This is a genomic window from Streptomyces sp. NBC_01235 (assembly GCF_035989285.1).
Classification (GTDB): domain Bacteria; phylum Actinomycetota; class Actinomycetes; order Streptomycetales; family Streptomycetaceae; genus Streptomyces.
Genome location: NZ_CP108513.1, coordinates 1,054,901 through 1,068,898, shown reverse-complemented (window position 1 = coordinate 1,068,898; position 13,998 = coordinate 1,054,901). Strand labels below are relative to the sequence as shown.

Here is a 13,998-nt window from a genome sequence, read left to right as displayed (position 1 = left end):
CGCTGACAGCGAGGGAGTACCGCGGCCGGTGGGGCCGTGCTGACCTTGCCGGCGGCATCGCCCGCCAGAATTCGACGACCGCCGCAGGAGCATTGGGTGCCGGCGCCGACGGCGATGGCCAGTGCGCGTTCGCTGTAGAGGCGCGCACAGGAGCAGCATGATCAGGCCGCCCTCGAGCGCGTCGCCGCGCAGCCAGCCGGCCCTGGCTTCTTGGGATCTCCTGGAGGGCTTGGGGAATGCGGCCACTCCTGATCAGGGCGTGGCCCCGGGACTTGAGCGCGTTCGCCTCGTGCAGTCCGGCCGGTGACCTGGTCGGTTTCCGCGTCGAGCAGGTCACGGACCTCCCGGTACAGCGGATGGTCCACCAGCACGGGGGTGAGGTAGTCGAAGAGGTCGGCGGAGTGCTCGATGGGGAGCAGCGGCGCGTCGTCCAGGTGGTGGAGCAGCCGGAGCAGGGTGCGCATGCCGGGGTCGAGGTCTGTCAGCGGCGGCCCCGTCCGCAGGGCACGTACCTGCTCACTGGCGTCCAGTGTTTCGTGCCTCTCGACGACCAGCCAGCCAGGGGCGCCGCGTCCGATGACGGATGAGGGGTGGCTCCCCGCCTGCGAAAGCGCCTCCAGCCCGGCCGGCCGCGCCCGACGCCCAGGCCCTTCCGCCATCACCCACACCGGGCCAGTGGTGCGGGTGTCGCCCGGCGTCGGCCGCAGCAAGGGAGACGCAGGGGGCGCGTGGGCCCCTGCGTCTTTGCTCACGTGCGGGCGCCGACGGCCTCGGTCAGTCCCGCGGACATCCACCGCACCACCGTCTCGGCGCTGTACGTGCTGCCGTCGGGGGCGATGTGCCGCAGGAAGTCCAGGTCCTGGCCGATGGTGACGACAGGCGGTTCCACGACGCCCCGCGGGCGTCGCTGCCCGAACCCGACAGTGGCGAGCAGCCCGTTGCACAGACACTGCCGCCCTTCGGTCCGCTCGGCGTCGCCGCCCTTGCGGACGTACGCCGCGCGGGGCTCCGCGGGGCAGCGGTAGTCGATGGTGCCGCGAGGGGTGCGGTAGGGCGTACGCAGATAGCCGAGGTCGCAGACGCGGGCGCGGTCGGCACCGACAGCGGGGTCGGCCAGGGTGCCGGGCAGGTCGGCGACCTTGAACGGGAACGCGGTCGGGGAGGCCGCCGGATCGTTGTGCACCGTCAGCCCGCCGGCCAGCGCACGGTCCATCAGCCGTCGCCGCAACCCCGCGTCCATACCCGACTCCTCGCAGAGTGCGAAGACACTACCGAGCTGGACACCGGCCGCCCCGGCCGCCCTGGCCTCGCGGAGCCGCTCCGGGCCGCACTGACCGCCGGCGATCCAGAACGGCAGACCGAGGCGGGTCATTTTCGCGAAGTCCGGGACGTCCCTGGGGCCGTAGACGGGATCACCGTGCTCGTCCAGGCTCAGCGGCCCGCGCGGCGGGGCGCTGTGGCCGCCGGCGCTGTGGCCCTCGACGACGAATCCGTCCGGCCTGGTCTCCTCGTCGCGGTTCAGGTACGCGGCCAGCGCCGGCAACGAGACGATGGCCAGGACGCCGGGGCGGCGCAGGGGGACGACACGGCCCGGCTTCGCTCCGCGCAGCACCGAGGCGGGATCGAAGCGCAGCTCGAGGGGCTGCCCGTCGCCCTCCACGTCCACCCGCGCGGTGACCGGCTCCAGCCGGGCGAGCCCGGTGGCGATCCTGGGGATCTGCGCGGGGATGCCGGCGCCGACCAGGATGTGGTCCACGTCCGCCAGGATCGCGCCGAACATGGCCGGGAGGGTGGCGAGTTGGACCTTCTCCAGGTAGTTGACGCCGACCGGTCCGTCATGGCCCTCCTTGGCGAGCCAGACCTCGCAGAAGTTGGCGACAACGGTCAGCGATCGGGCAGGACACGCCTCGTCGGCCGTCATCATGGGGGTGGCCGCGAACCGTTCACCGGTTCCGATCCCACCCTCGACGAAGTAGCGCTCCCTCAGGGCGTCGGCGAGTTCCGGTACGGGGAAGGCGGCCAGCGCCCGCCTGAGGTGACCGCCCGGGTCGCCGCTCTGGAGTACGCGGATCAGCAGAGTGTCGAGAGCGGTGCCGGAGACGACCCCCAGCTGCCCGGTGCGCGCGACCGCCCGGGCAAGCCGCCAGCCGGACACCCCCACACCCATTCCGCCTTGGATCAGCCACGGCAGACCGGTCGTCGTCCGGGGTGCACTCATGGAGTCCTCGCAAACGTCGCGGCCGGACCGGGTGAGACGAAACTCGGATCCGGGCCTTCGTATCCGTAAACCTACGGTCTCGTAACTTACGAGAGCGTAACCTACGGAATCGTAAGTTGGCGCCGGGGGCCCCTCGTTGTGCGGGGCCGCTACCGGAGAGGGCCGGGCTTGAGGCGGCAAGGCGCCCGTCTGCAGCTCCGAGTCGAGCCTCGGGGTCGCTTGCCCGCAGGGCCTGAGGCCCGCGTGGTGCCGCCTGTGCGCCCGGCTGTGCAGATCAGAATGCCGGGGGCGGCTGTCCGCCTCCGGCGCCATATGGCACGATGCCGGTGACGGATGCGGAGGAACGCCGGTGCGGGCCTGATGGCCCAAGTCCGGGGCGGGCCCGCCACTGTGACCGGGGAGCCACCTCCCGCTGATGGCCACTGGCAGCCGGTGCGAGTCGGCCGCTGGGAAGGCCGGGAGCCGGCGCCGGTGCTCAGGCTGTACAGGCGGCCTGGTACCGAGATCCGGGAGCCAGGATATTCCGGCCGTCCCGCAGCCAGGCACATTCCGCCCGGGCGCGGCCCGTCACGGCGGCGTGGAGAACCGCCGACAGCGGAAGGTTTTCCTTCGTGATGTCCTCATCCGGCTCCGATCCAACCCGTTCGCCCGCTGCCGGCCCTGCCGACGGCACCGATCCCGTCGTCGGCCTGCGGCTTGAGCGCACCCTGGCCGCCATCACCCCCGCAGACGCGGACTCACTCGCCGCCGCCCGTGACCGTCAGAACCGGCTGACCAAACCGCCCGGATCGCTGGGACTGCTGGAGGACACATCGGTCCGACTGGCAGGTCTGGCCGGGAGTTGTCCCCCACCGCTGCCGGAACCGGCCGCGGTGGCCGTCTTCGCCGCCGATCACGGTGTCCATGCCCAGGGCGTCAGCATCTGGCCGCAGGAGGTGACGACCCAGATGGTCGCCAACTTCCTGGCTTCGGGTGCCGCCGTGAACGCCCTGGCGGCACAGACCGGCGCCAGGGTGGTCGTGGTGGACGTGGGCGTCGCCACGCCGATGCCCGCCTGGGACGCTGCCCCGGGCACGCTGATGCGACGTAGGGTCCGGGGTGGGACCGCGGACATGACGCGCGGCCTGGCGATGACGCGACAGGAGGCCGTCCGCGCGATCGAGACCGGGATCGGCGTGGCCACAGAACTCGTCGACGACGGCTGCCGCTGCCTGCTCACCGGTGACATGGGCATCGCCAACACCACCGCGTCCGCGGCGCTGATCGCCGCATTCACCGGGGCGAATCCGGACGGCGTCACCGGGCACGGAGCGGGAATCGACGAGACGACCCGACGGCACAAGGCGGACGTGGTGCGCCGGGCCCTCGCGCTGCACCAGCCGGACCTGCACGACCCGGTCGGGGTGGTAGCGGCGGTCGGCGGCCTGGAACACGCCGCGATCGCCGGGTTCGTGCTGGGCGCCGCCGCCCACCGGGTCCCGGTGATCCTGGACGGTGTGATCGCCTCTTCGGCGGCTCTGATCGCGGCCTCGCTGTCCCCCGACGCCCTGGCCGCCTGTGTGGCCGGACACCGCTCGGTCGAGCCCGGGCATACCATCGCCCTGCAGCATCTCGGGCTGCATCCCCTGCTTGACCTGGGGTTGCGGCTTGGCGAAGGTACCGGCGCCCTGCTGGCCCTGCCGCTGGTGCAGGCGGCAGTCCGTGCCTTGCGCGACATGGCCACCTTCGACTCCGCCGGCGTGTCCAACGAGCGCACCTGACTCCGCAGGCTGGGCCGGGCGGCGCTTGCCCGGAGGAACGCGCCGCCTCCACGCGACCTGAACGTGCGGAGGCGGCGCGAGGCACCCGTCCGACAGGGAAGAGCAGCTTGTCGCTGCGGTCGGTGCCGAGGTGGATCTGGCGGGTCGGCAGGCGGGCCGTGTCGTACAACGCGCCCGCGAAAACCAGCAGTTGGAACTCTACGGATACGGCAACCATGGCACTGGCCTCTACGGGGAGTGACGCCGCCTGGTACGGGCGCTCGCTGGCAGGCTCCGTCCGACCAACTGCGAGGAGAAAAGGCCGATTCGGGGCTTTTCGTGGCCCGACAGTCCCTTGACCTGCTCCGGCCGTGACGGTCCTCCGCCCGGAGGGGAGAGGACAAGGCCGCAGCGAAGAGGACGGCTGCCAGGGCACTGGTCGTGTGCTGTCCGCCGTGCTCCGGGCGGACGGGTTGCCCGAACCAGAGGCGGCTGCGGGGTGCCGGACGCCTGGACGTTCGGCACCGCCGTCACCACTGCCGGCGTCGGCAGTGGTGACCGCCGGAGACCCGGGTGCCGACCTGCCGCCGGGTCATCCGGTCACCGCTGCCCCCGTGGGCAGCGGTGGCTCCGCCTCCATGCGCTCCAACTCCTCGCGGCTGAGCAGCCGGGAGCGGAGCAGGAACCGGACGCCTTCAGGCGCCTCCAGGGAGAAGCCGCTGCCCCGGCCCGCCGGGGACCACGTCCACGGTGAGGTGGGTGTGCCGCCCGTACGCGTACTGGTTGGCGCTCATCCAGAACGGGGTGCCGCCCGTGACGTGGCCGAGGAGGACGTCCGCGGCGCCGACGCGGAACTCGCCGCACGGGTAGCACATGGGGGCGCTGCCGTCGCAGCACCCCCCGGACCGGTGGAACATCAGCGGACCGTGCTGAGCCGTCAGCTGCCGCACCAAGTCCTCGGCTGCCGCCGTGAGTTCGACGCGACTGACACGGGCGGCGCCCATCAGAAGAATCCGAGCTTCTGCTCCGAGTAGCTGACCAGGAGGTTCTTCGTCTGCTGGTAGTGGTCGAGCATCATCTTGTGGGTCTCGCGGCCGATGCCGGATCCCTTGTAGCCGCCGAAGGCGGCGTGGGCGGGATAGGCGTGGTAGCAGTTGGTCCACACGCGTCCGGCCTTGATCTCGCGGCCGAGCCGGTAGGCGAGGTTGCCGTTGCGGGACCACACTCCGGCCCCGAGACCGAAGGGGGTGTCGTTGGCGATCTTCGCGGCCTCCTCGGGGGAGTCGAAGGTGGTGACCGAGACGACCGGGCCGAAGATCTCCTCCTGGAAGATCCGCATGTCGTTGGTGCCCTTGAAGACGGTCGGCTCGATGTAGTAGCCGCCTTCCAGACCGTCGACGGTGCGGGGGGCGCCGCCGGTGAGCAGTTCGGCGCCCTCCTTCTTGCCGATGTCGATGTACGACAGGATCTTCTCGAACTGGTCCACGCTGGCCTGGGCGCCGATCATGGTCTCGGGATCGAGCGGGTTGCCGCTCTTGATGGCCTTGGTGCGCTCGATGGCGCGGGCCATGAACTCGTCGTAGATCGAGGAGGCGATCAGGGCCCGGGAGGGGCAGGTGCACACCTCGCCCTGGTTGACCGCGAACATGACGAAGCCCTCGACTGCCTTGTCCAGGTAGGCGTCGTCGGCGGCCGTGACGTCCGGCAGGAAGATGTTCGGGCTCTTGCCGCCCAGCTCCAGGGTGACCGGGATGATGTTCTCGCTCGCGTACTGCATGATCAGGCGTCCGGTGGTGGTCTCACCGGTGAACGCGATCTTGGCGATGCGCGGGCTGGACGCGAGGGGCTTGCCGGCCTCGACGCCGAAGCCGTTGACCACGTTGAGCACGCCGGGCGGGAGGAGATCGGCGATCAGTTCGATGACCACCAGCAGGCTGACCGGGGTCTGTTCGGCCGGCTTGATGACTACGCAGTTGCCCGCCGCCAGGGCCGGGGCGAGCTTCCAGGCGGCCATGAGGATGGGGAAGTTCCACGGGATGATCTGGCCGACCACGCCCAGCGGCTCGTGGAAGTGGTAGGCGATCGTGTCCTCGTCGATCTCGCCGATCGTGCCCTCCTGGCTGCGCACCACGCCCGCGAAGTAGCGAAAGTGGTCGACGGCGAGCGGGATGTCGACGTTCAGCGTCTCGCGGACCGGCTTGCCGTTCTCCCAGGTCTCGGCGACGGCGATCTTCTGGAGGTTCTCCTCGATCCGGTCCGCGATCCGGTTGAGGAGGCCCGCCCGCTCGGCGATGGAGGTGCGGCCCCAGCGGTCCGCTGCGGCGTGGGCGGCGTCCAGCGCGAGTTCGATGTCGGCGGAGGAGGAACGGGCGACCTCGCAGAACACCTTTCCGTTCACCGGCGAGGTGTTCTTGAAGTACCGGCCCTCGACGGGGGCGACCCAGTCGCCGCCGATGAAGTTTTCGTAACGCGGGGCGAAGCTGACGATGCTGCCGTCCGTTCCCGGCTGTGCGTACTCCATGGCGGCTCTCCTCGGTGGGCGATGGTGAGTGACAGTGGTACGACGGCCCACGCCGTCGTGGTCCGCCTCACCGTCGCCTTGCGAGGTTGGCGTGAGGTTGGCGCGGGGTGTCAGTCGCGCAGGGCGGTGGTCAGCCGGCCGGCCGCGATCGCCCGGCGTGCGTCCCCCGGACCGAACAGGCGCAGCGCGTGCTCGTGCACCTCCGCGTCGTACGGCGCCCGCCCGCCGTAGCGCAGGGCATGCTCCGGGCTTGTGCTCGCCAGGACCGCCTCACGTACGGCCACTTCCAGGTGGGTGCGCCACTCCTCGATCCCGGGCGCCTCGGACCGGGGCAGCAGCGGGCCGCGGTAGAGACGCAGTGCCGTCGCCGTGTCGCCGTTCTCCAGCGCCCGCAGCACATCGGCGGCATCGCAGGAGACGGGCGTGGTCAGCGCGTAACGGCGGGTGGCGATGCCTCCTCCGAGGGCCCGGCGCAGATGGGAGATCTCCGCCTTGAATGTGGAGGCGGTGACGGCACGGTCGCCGTACAGGGCCTCGCGGAGCCGTTCCGGTGTGTATCCGTCCGGTTCCAGCGCGAGGAGCGTGAGGATCTCCAGCTGCCGTGGCCGCAGGAGAAGGGGTACGCCCTCTCGCGTGGCTTTGTCGGTGCCCAGGCAGTTGAGCCGTATCCGGGGCTCATCTTCACCGGGGCGAAGGGGGGGTTCGGTGCGGAGCCCGGCCTCGATGGCGGACGCCAGACCGCGCACAGTGGACATGGCCAGCGGGTTCGAGCGGTCCCAGGTGGTGGACAGGTCCAGGACGCCGAGGACCTGGCCGTCGGGGCCGTGGAGGGGCGCGCAATAGCAGACCCAGCCGTGCAGTGCCGTCACCAGGTGTTCGGCGGAGAAGACGGTGTGGGGGCGGCCGGTGCGCAGTGCAAGGGACAGGGCGTTGGTGCCCATGGCCTGCTCGTCCCACCTCCCGCCGGGCGCGAAGTTGACCCGCTCGGCCCGTCGCCGCATGGTCCGTCCGCCGTATGTCCACAGGATCGTCCCGGACTCGTCGGTGACCGCGGTGATGAATCCGGCGTCGTCGGCGACGCTGCGCAGCGCGTCGGCGAGGCCGTCGACCGGCCGGCGCAGCGGTGATCCCGTCCAGCGCTGGTGCACCGCATCCCCGTCGGAGGCCGGAGCCTGCTCCCGGCCGGGGTCCACACTGATCAGCGAGCGCGCCCAGGACTCGGTCACCTCATGGCGCAGCGCCTGGCCACCGCCGGGCGTCGTATCAGCGTCCTTCAGACGCGGCACCAGGCGGGACCATTCGCCCTCCAGCGCAGCCCTGAGCCGCCGGAGATCGCTGCGCTGCGCCATGTGGCTCCCCTGTCGTCGGGCGGGCACAGCCCTTCATTTTCCACGATGACCTCGCGGGAGCACTGGGCCGATCGGCCCCATTTCCCGTCTGATCGGACAGGTGCCGCCCCCGGGCTCGCGCCCCTAGCTTGGTTCGTGGCTTCTACGACAGCGCTGTCGGCCAAGGAAGCAGTGAAATCAGGTTCCGCTCACGTTGTGGACTCATGCCCTCCCGGGAGGGCACATGTCGCTCACACCGAACCCCGAATTCGGCGAACACAAAAAAGAGCCGAGCCCTACCCGAAGACCGAGACCCGACCCTGATCCGGGTCCATCAACGCGCCGACGGCGCGAAGACCGGAAGGCAGGCACGCCCTGATGCGACTCGTCCTCATCGGCCCTCCCGGAGTGGGCAAGGGTACCCAAGCGGCCATCCTCAGCCGGAGACTCGGCGTTCCCCACGTCTCCAGCGGCGACTTGTTCCGCGAGCATGTGGCCCGCCGGACGCCTCTGGGGCGGGAGGCGGGACGGTACCTGGACAAGGGCGAGCTCGTACCCGATCACGTCACCGGCGGCATGCTCCGCCGACGGCTGGAGCAACCGGACACCCAGCGCGGCTTCCTCCTCGACGGCTTTCCGCGCACTGTGCCGCAGGCGCGGGAACTCGCCGCCATCCTGGATGCCGACGGGGCCGAGCTGAACACCGTACTGGAGTTCACCGCTCCCGAAGAGGTCCTGGAGACGCGGCTGCTGAAGCGGGGTCGGCCGGATGACACCAAGGAGGTCATCCGCTATCGGCAGCGGGTCTACGAACACCGGACCGCCCCTCTGCTCGACCACTACGCGGACATCCTGCTGACTGTTGAGGCCGTCGGGCCGGTCGACGAGATCGCCGGGAGGGCACTCAGGGGTCTGTCGATGGCCGGATGAGTGCGCGGCGCAGGGCACTGGGTCGGATCGCTCGCTTCGAGGGGCCGTTCCGCCCTGTTCGGGATCGTGGTCGAGGGCAGAGCGGACGGTGCTGCGGGGGGACCACCCGGCCCAGGCGCCGATCTCTGGTGTACCGCGCTGCAGGCCACGGGCGGCCGGGAATTGCGAGGACGAGTCGCGTCCGGCTGTCGGCCACGTTCTCGGGCTCGGGGGCCGCGGCAGGCGCGGCGTGCTCCCGGTCCGGTCACCCGTCCAGGCCGGACGCGCTGCTGTGCTGCGCACTGCCGCGAACCGCGCCTCGAACGCCGAGATCACCCACGTGGGTCTTGTGGCCTTCCGCGACCGCCGACTCCTGCCGCACGCGGCCGCCGAGGAGAGCGCGCCGTACCCCGCCGCGCACGGCATGTCCGAGAGGTGCCTGCTCAGCGGTCGACAGCCCATCCCCGGGCGGTTCGGGTTGATGCCCGCGATATAGTACGGACATGTCCGTGGAAAATAACGGTCCGCTCCCCGGCAGCGGATCCAACCGCCTGCCGCTGTCCCGGCAGCGCCGCGGTGTCCTGCAGCATTTGCGCGGTCAGGCCGCCCCCGTGACCGCCATGGCGCTCGCGCAGGTGTGCGTGCTGCACGCCAACACCGTCCGCGAACACCTGGACGCCCTGGTGGACGACGGTCTCGCCGTACGCGAACGGTCCGCACCCTCGGGACGAGGCCGTCCCGCTTGGCGCTACCGGGCACGCCCGCCGCAGGCGTCCCCCGCACGGGAGTACGCCGGGCTCGCCGCCGTACTCGCCGCCCAGATCGCCCGCTCCAGCGCCGATCCGCGCGGGGACGCGCTCGCCGCGGGCGAGGACTGGGGACGCATCCTGACCGCCGGGCAGGAGCCGACTGCGGATCCCGAGGAAGCGCGGAAAAGACTGCTGCACCTTCTCGGGGAGATCGGCTTCGCACCGGAGGCGGACGAGCGCACGCACCGGGTCCGACTGCGGAGCTGCCCCTTCGTCGAGGCGGCCCGCGAGCACCCCGGCGTCATCTGCGGCGTCCACGAAGGGCTGGCCCGGGCCGGCCTCGGCGCCCTGAGCGAGGCAGCCCAGGACATCGAGCTGTTTCCGTTCGCCGAACCCGACGCCTGCCTGCTCCATCTGGACACGGCCACCGGGCCGGCGGCCCCGGACGCGAGACAGCACCCGCACCAGCTCACCACGCCCGGGGACCACGAGTGACCCCCGCCGCCGGCCGCGCCGCCCGGCGCGCGGGCACCCGCCGGGCGCCTCTGCTGCTGGCCGCCGGCCTCTGCCTGCTCTCCGGCCTCGACGCCGCCCTCATCCTGCTCGGACTCCCCGCCCCCGTCACCAGCGACCGGCTGCCGAAGGTCCACGGGGTGCTGATGGTGCTCGGCTTCGTCGGCACGCTGGTGGCACTGGAACGTGCGGTCGCCCTGGGCGGCCGCTGGCCATACCTCGCCCCCGCCTGCCTCGGCGCCGGGGGCCTGCTTCTGCTCAGCCCGCTCGACCTGGCCGTCCCGCGGCTGCTGCTCGTCGCCGGATGCGCCGCCCTGAACGCTCTGTACGTGCGCTTCTGGCACCGGCAGCCGAGTGCCGCCCTGCTCGCGCAGGCCGCGGGCGCCGTGTCGGCGCTCGGCGCGGCACTGCTGTGGCTGGGTGGACTCGACGTCCCGCGGCTGCTGCCCTGGCTGGTCGCGTTCCTCGTTCTGACCATCGCGGGGGAGCGGCTGGAACTCGCCCGGGTGGGCGCTCTGGCACCCTCGGCGGAACAGACCTTCCTGGGCTGCGTCGGCACCGTGGTCATCGGCGTCGTCACCAGCCTCATGTGGCCCGCGACGGGCACCCTGCTTCTGGGCGCCGCCCTGCTCGCGCTGGTCGCCTGGCTCGTCGTGCACGATGTCGCCCGCCGTCTGCTGCGCTCCACCGGACTGCCCCGCTTCACCGCGGCGTGCCTGCTCGCCGGTTACGCGTGGTTGGGCCTCGCCGGCACCCTGTGGCTGCTGGTCGGGCCGGTCGCCGACGGCACCCGCTACGACGCGGTGGTGCACGCCGTCTTCCTTGGCTTCGTCATGTCGATGATCATGGCCCACGCTCCGGTGATCCTGCCCGCGGTGCTGCGTCGCCCCCTGCCGTACCACCCGGCGCTCGCGGTGGCGGCCTGGCTGCTGCACCTCTCCCTGACCCTGCGCGTGGTGATCGGTGACCTCCGTGATGTCAGAGGGGCGTGGCAGCTGGGCGGGGCGCTCAACATCGCCGCCGTCCTGCTGTTCGTCCTGACGGCGGCGACCGCGTCGGTGACCGCCACCCGACGCGCATCCTCGGCGACACGGACCCCCGCCCGGCCCAGGCCCGCCGACACAGGCGCGGCGACCGTCTCCGACCACCCGAGGAACCCCCGGTGACCACACAGCTGTCTCCCTCCACGGCGAGCGGACCCGCTCCGAAGCCGCCGGGACGATCACCGCGCGCCCTCTGGCACCTCGGCGTGAACGCGATCGTGGTCGCCTGGCTCGGACTGTTCGCCGCGGTCGCGGCGGCCCACCACTTCCTGCCGCATTCCTACTGGCTGCTCGTCCACGTCCTGCTGCTCGGTGCCGTCACCAATGCCGTCGTCATCTGGTCGGGGCACTTCGCCGCGTCGGTGCTCCGGCTGCCCGAGGCGAACCGGGGCGCCCCGGCGGCTCTGCGGCTGGCCTGCCTGAACGCCGGAGCCGTAGCCGTGATCGGCGGCATGCTCAGCGGGCGGTGGCCCGCCGTCCTCGCCGGCGGATGCCTGGTCGCGGCCGCGGTCACCGCCCACGCCGTGTGGCTGGTCCGGCTCCTGCGCCGGGCCTTGCCCGGCCGATTCGCCATGACCGTGCGCTACTACATAGCCGCCTCCGCCCTGCTGCCCGCAGGTGCCGGGCTCGGTGTCGTCATGGCCCGCGGCGATCTCGCCGGTGATCTCTCCGACCGGCTGCTGATCGCGCACAAGATGATCAACCTGCTCGGCTGGATCGGCCTCACCGTGGCCGGAACGCTCATCACCCTGTGGCCGACGATGCTGCGCACCCGGGTGGTGGACGGCGCGGAACGGGCCGGGCGCACCGCCCTTCCCGTCCTGCTCGCAGGCCTCGCCGCAGCCGTCGCCGCCGCACTGCTCGCCCCGCCGCCCCTGGCCGCCTTCGGCGTGGCCGGCTACGCCGCCGGGCTCGTGGTCGCGGGCAGGCCCTGGCTGCGCGAGGCCCGCGCGAAGCCGCCGCGTTCCTTCGCCGCCTGGTCGGTGGCCATGGGCTGCCTCTGGCTCGCCGGATCCCTGACAGCCCTGGCCGGCATCCTCGTCTCCACGACGTCCTGGACCACGGTGACGGAGGACACGTCCGTGCTGACCGCGCCGCTCGCCGCCGGCTGGATCGCCCAGGTCCTGCTCGGCGCACTCAGCTTCCTCGTGCCCGTCGTCCTGGGCGGCGGCCCCGCGGCCGTACGGGCTGCCACCGCGGGACTCGAACGGGCCTGGCCGGCCCGGCTGGCCATCACCAACGCCGCGCTGCTGCTCTGCGTGCTCCCGGTGCCGACCACGGTCCGGGTGGCGTGCTCGTTGCTGCTGCTGGTGATGCTGCTGTACTTCCTCGTCCTGCTCGTGCTCACGGTCGTTCGCGGCATGCGGAACCGCCGCAAGTCGGCGCGGGGGGACGCGGACCCGGTGCCCGCTGCGGACCCGGCGCCCGCCGAGGTGTCGGCGCCCCCGCACCGCATGCCAGGCGGAGTGGCCCTCGGGCTCGCGGTCGTCGTGCTGGCCGTCGCGGGGGGCGGCGCGATGGACGTGCGTTCGCTGCCCGTCGCGGAGCGGTCCGCCTCCACGAGCGCGGACGGCAGCGAGGTGAAGCCGACCGGCCGCACCACCACGGTCGACGTGACGATCCGCACCATGCGGTTCTCCCCCTCCGCCGTCGACGTGCCCGCGGGGGACAGCCTGGTGATCCGACTGCACAACACCGGCACCGACACACACGACCTGGTGCTGGAGACCGGCGCCCGCACCGACCGGCTCAGCCCCGGGAAGCGGGGCACGCTGGACGCGGGAGTCGTCGGCCGGGACCTCTCGGGCTGGTGCTCGACAGTGGGACACCGGCAGATGGGCATGGTCTTCGCGGTACGCGTTACGGGCGGCGAACGTTCGGACACGGCGGACGGCACTGACGGAGCCGACAGCACCGGGTCCCAGGAAAGCAGCGGGACCACGCACGACCACAGCGGGGGAACTTCCGAGGGCACGGGCGAGTCCGCCGCGGAAGCGTTCGATCCGATGGCCGAGCCCGCTGAGGGCTTCACCGCCCGGGACGCCGAACTGCCGCCCGTCACGGACGGATCCCGCTCCCGGCTGCACAAGCAGACCTTCACCGTCAACGAGGCGATCGCGGAGGTCGCCCCCGGTGTGCGGCAAACGCTGTGGACCTTCAACGGGACGGCTCCCGGACCCGTACTGCGCGGCCGCGTCGGTGACACCTTCGAGATCACCCTCGTCAACGACGGAACGATCGGCCACTCGGTCGACTTCCACGCCGGAGCGCTGGCACCGGACCGGTCGATGCGCACCATCCAGCCCGGCCAGTCACTGACGTACCGGTTCAAGGCCACCCGCAGCGGGGTGTGGATGTACCACTGCTCAACCATGCCGATGTCCCTGCACATCGCCAACGGCATGTTCGGCGCGGTGATCATCGACCCGCCCGACCTGTCGAAGGTGGACCGTGAGTACGTACTGGTCCAGTCGGAGTTCTACCTGGGCAAGCGGAACGGGACGGCAGACGCCGACAAGGTGAACACCAAGGAACCCGACATCGTCGCCTTCAACGGGTACGCCAACCAGTACGACCACGACCCGCTGACGGCGAAGACCGGTGAGCGCGTACGGATCTGGGTCCTGGCGGCGGGGCCGAACGTGCCCAGCGCCTTCCACGTCGTGGGCGGCCAGTTCGACACCGTTTTCCGCGAGGGCGCCTACGATCTGCGACCGGGAGGCTCGGAGCGCGGTGGCGCACAGGTCCTCGATCTCGCTCCCGCGTCGGGCGGATTCGTCGAGATGTCCTTCCCCGAAGCGGGCAACTACCCCTTCGTCACGCACGTCATGACCGACGCGGAACGCGGCGCGCACGGCGTCTTCCGCGTGCACTGACCTGCACCGTACCCCGGCCGCCCGGGCCGGGGTACGGCACGGGAGGAGTGGGAAGGAGAGCGCCCTTCCGGCACCGGAGCAGGCTTGACAGCCCTCGCCGGC

At 71.8% G+C, this 13,998-nt stretch carries 9 protein-coding genes, 2 pseudogenes and 1 riboswitch; of the genes and pseudogenes, 6 read left to right on the top strand and 5 right to left on the bottom strand.

From position 1 onward, the window contains the following. Nucleotides 1-161: 161 nt before the first annotated feature. Together OG289_RS04935 and OG289_RS04930 are read right to left on the bottom strand one after the other, a co-directional pair. Nucleotides 162-659, bottom strand: a complete 498-nt coding sequence (locus OG289_RS04935; protein ID WP_327312758.1) for a hypothetical protein — start codon at nucleotides 657-659, stop codon at nucleotides 162-164. A gap of 89 nt (nucleotides 660-748) precedes the next feature. Continuing rightward, nucleotides 749-2,218, bottom strand: a complete 1,470-nt coding sequence (locus OG289_RS04930; RefSeq protein ID WP_327312757.1) for a nitronate monooxygenase — start codon at nucleotides 2,216-2,218, stop codon at nucleotides 749-751. 339 nt (nucleotides 2,219-2,557) lie between these two features. Then, nucleotides 2,558-2,741: riboswitch (cobalamin riboswitch) on the top strand. A 172-nt stretch (nucleotides 2,742-2,913) separates the two neighbouring features. Between OG289_RS04930 and cobT the strand changes: the two are divergent. Further along, nucleotides 2,914-3,978 (top strand): annotated as a pseudogene (cobT, locus tag OG289_RS04925) (nicotinate-nucleotide--dimethylbenzimidazole phosphoribosyltransferase); the annotation flags it as partial. 571 nt (nucleotides 3,979-4,549) lie between these two features. On the opposite strand, the pseudogene OG289_RS04920 reads toward cobT, so the two are convergent. The 3 genes and pseudogenes from OG289_RS04920 to OG289_RS04910 all read right to left on the bottom strand — a co-directional run bounded on the left by OG289_RS04920 (nucleotide 4,550) and on the right by OG289_RS04910 (nucleotide 7,827). Next, nucleotides 4,550-4,961 (bottom strand): annotated as a pseudogene (locus tag OG289_RS04920) (DUF779 domain-containing protein). Further along, nucleotides 4,961-6,478, bottom strand: a complete 1,518-nt coding sequence (exaC, locus tag OG289_RS04915) for an acetaldehyde dehydrogenase ExaC (protein ID WP_327312756.1) — start codon at nucleotides 6,476-6,478, stop codon at nucleotides 4,961-4,963. The pseudogene OG289_RS04920 and the gene exaC overlap by 1 nt, the downstream one beginning before the upstream one ends. A 110-nt stretch (nucleotides 6,479-6,588) precedes the next feature. Next, complete coding sequence (locus tag OG289_RS04910) at nucleotides 6,589-7,827, bottom strand: GAF domain-containing protein (RefSeq protein ID WP_327312755.1); 1,239 nt, start codon at nucleotides 7,825-7,827, stop codon at nucleotides 6,589-6,591. A gap of 357 nt (nucleotides 7,828-8,184) precedes the next feature. Here OG289_RS04910 and OG289_RS04905 point away from each other — a divergent pair, with 357 nt between their 5' ends. The 5 genes from OG289_RS04905 (at nucleotide 8,185) to OG289_RS04885 (ending at nucleotide 13,896) form a co-directional block, all read left to right on the top strand. Further along, entirely contained in the window at nucleotides 8,185-8,736 is a 552-nt protein-coding gene (locus OG289_RS04905) for an adenylate kinase (RefSeq protein ID WP_327312754.1), read from the top strand. A gap of 271 nt (nucleotides 8,737-9,007) precedes the next feature. Then, nucleotides 9,008-9,211, top strand: coding sequence for a hypothetical protein (locus OG289_RS04900; protein WP_327312753.1), 204 nt, complete (start codon nucleotides 9,008-9,010; stop codon nucleotides 9,209-9,211). A gap of 7 nt (nucleotides 9,212-9,218) precedes the next feature. Then, entirely contained in the window at nucleotides 9,219-9,959 is a 741-nt protein-coding gene (locus OG289_RS04895; protein WP_327312752.1) for a helix-turn-helix transcriptional regulator, read from the top strand. Further along, on the top strand, nucleotides 9,956-11,143 hold the full coding sequence (locus tag OG289_RS04890) for a hypothetical protein (RefSeq protein ID WP_327312751.1): 1,188 nt from the start codon (nucleotides 9,956-9,958) through the stop codon (nucleotides 11,141-11,143). The genes OG289_RS04895 and OG289_RS04890 overlap by 4 nt, the downstream gene beginning before the upstream one ends. Beyond that, a complete protein-coding gene (locus OG289_RS04885) occupies nucleotides 11,140-13,896 on the top strand; it encodes a multicopper oxidase domain-containing protein (RefSeq protein WP_327312750.1) in 2,757 nt (918 codons plus the stop codon). The genes OG289_RS04890 and OG289_RS04885 overlap by 4 nt, the downstream gene beginning before the upstream one ends. The last annotated feature ends 102 nt before the right edge of the window (nucleotides 13,897-13,998 follow it).

Excerpts from the sequence above, each read along its gene's own strand:
- OG289_RS04935 (WP_327312758.1), bottom strand. The coding sequence starts at position 659 with ATGGCGGAAGGGCCTGGGCGTCGGGCGCGGCCGGCCGGGCTGGAGGCG.
- OG289_RS04930 (WP_327312757.1), bottom strand. The coding sequence starts at position 2,218 with ATGAGTGCACCCCGGACGACGACCGGTCTGCCGTGGCTGATCCAAGGC.
- exaC (WP_327312756.1), bottom strand. The coding sequence starts at position 6,478 with ATGGAGTACGCACAGCCGGGAACGGACGGCAGCATCGTCAGCTTCGCC.
- OG289_RS04910 (WP_327312755.1), bottom strand. The coding sequence starts at position 7,827 with ATGGCGCAGCGCAGCGATCTCCGGCGGCTCAGGGCTGCGCTGGAGGGC.
- OG289_RS04905 (WP_327312754.1), top strand. The coding sequence starts at position 8,185 with ATGCGACTCGTCCTCATCGGCCCTCCCGGAGTGGGCAAGGGTACCCAA.
- OG289_RS04895 (WP_327312752.1), top strand. The coding sequence starts at position 9,219 with ATGTCCGTGGAAAATAACGGTCCGCTCCCCGGCAGCGGATCCAACCGC.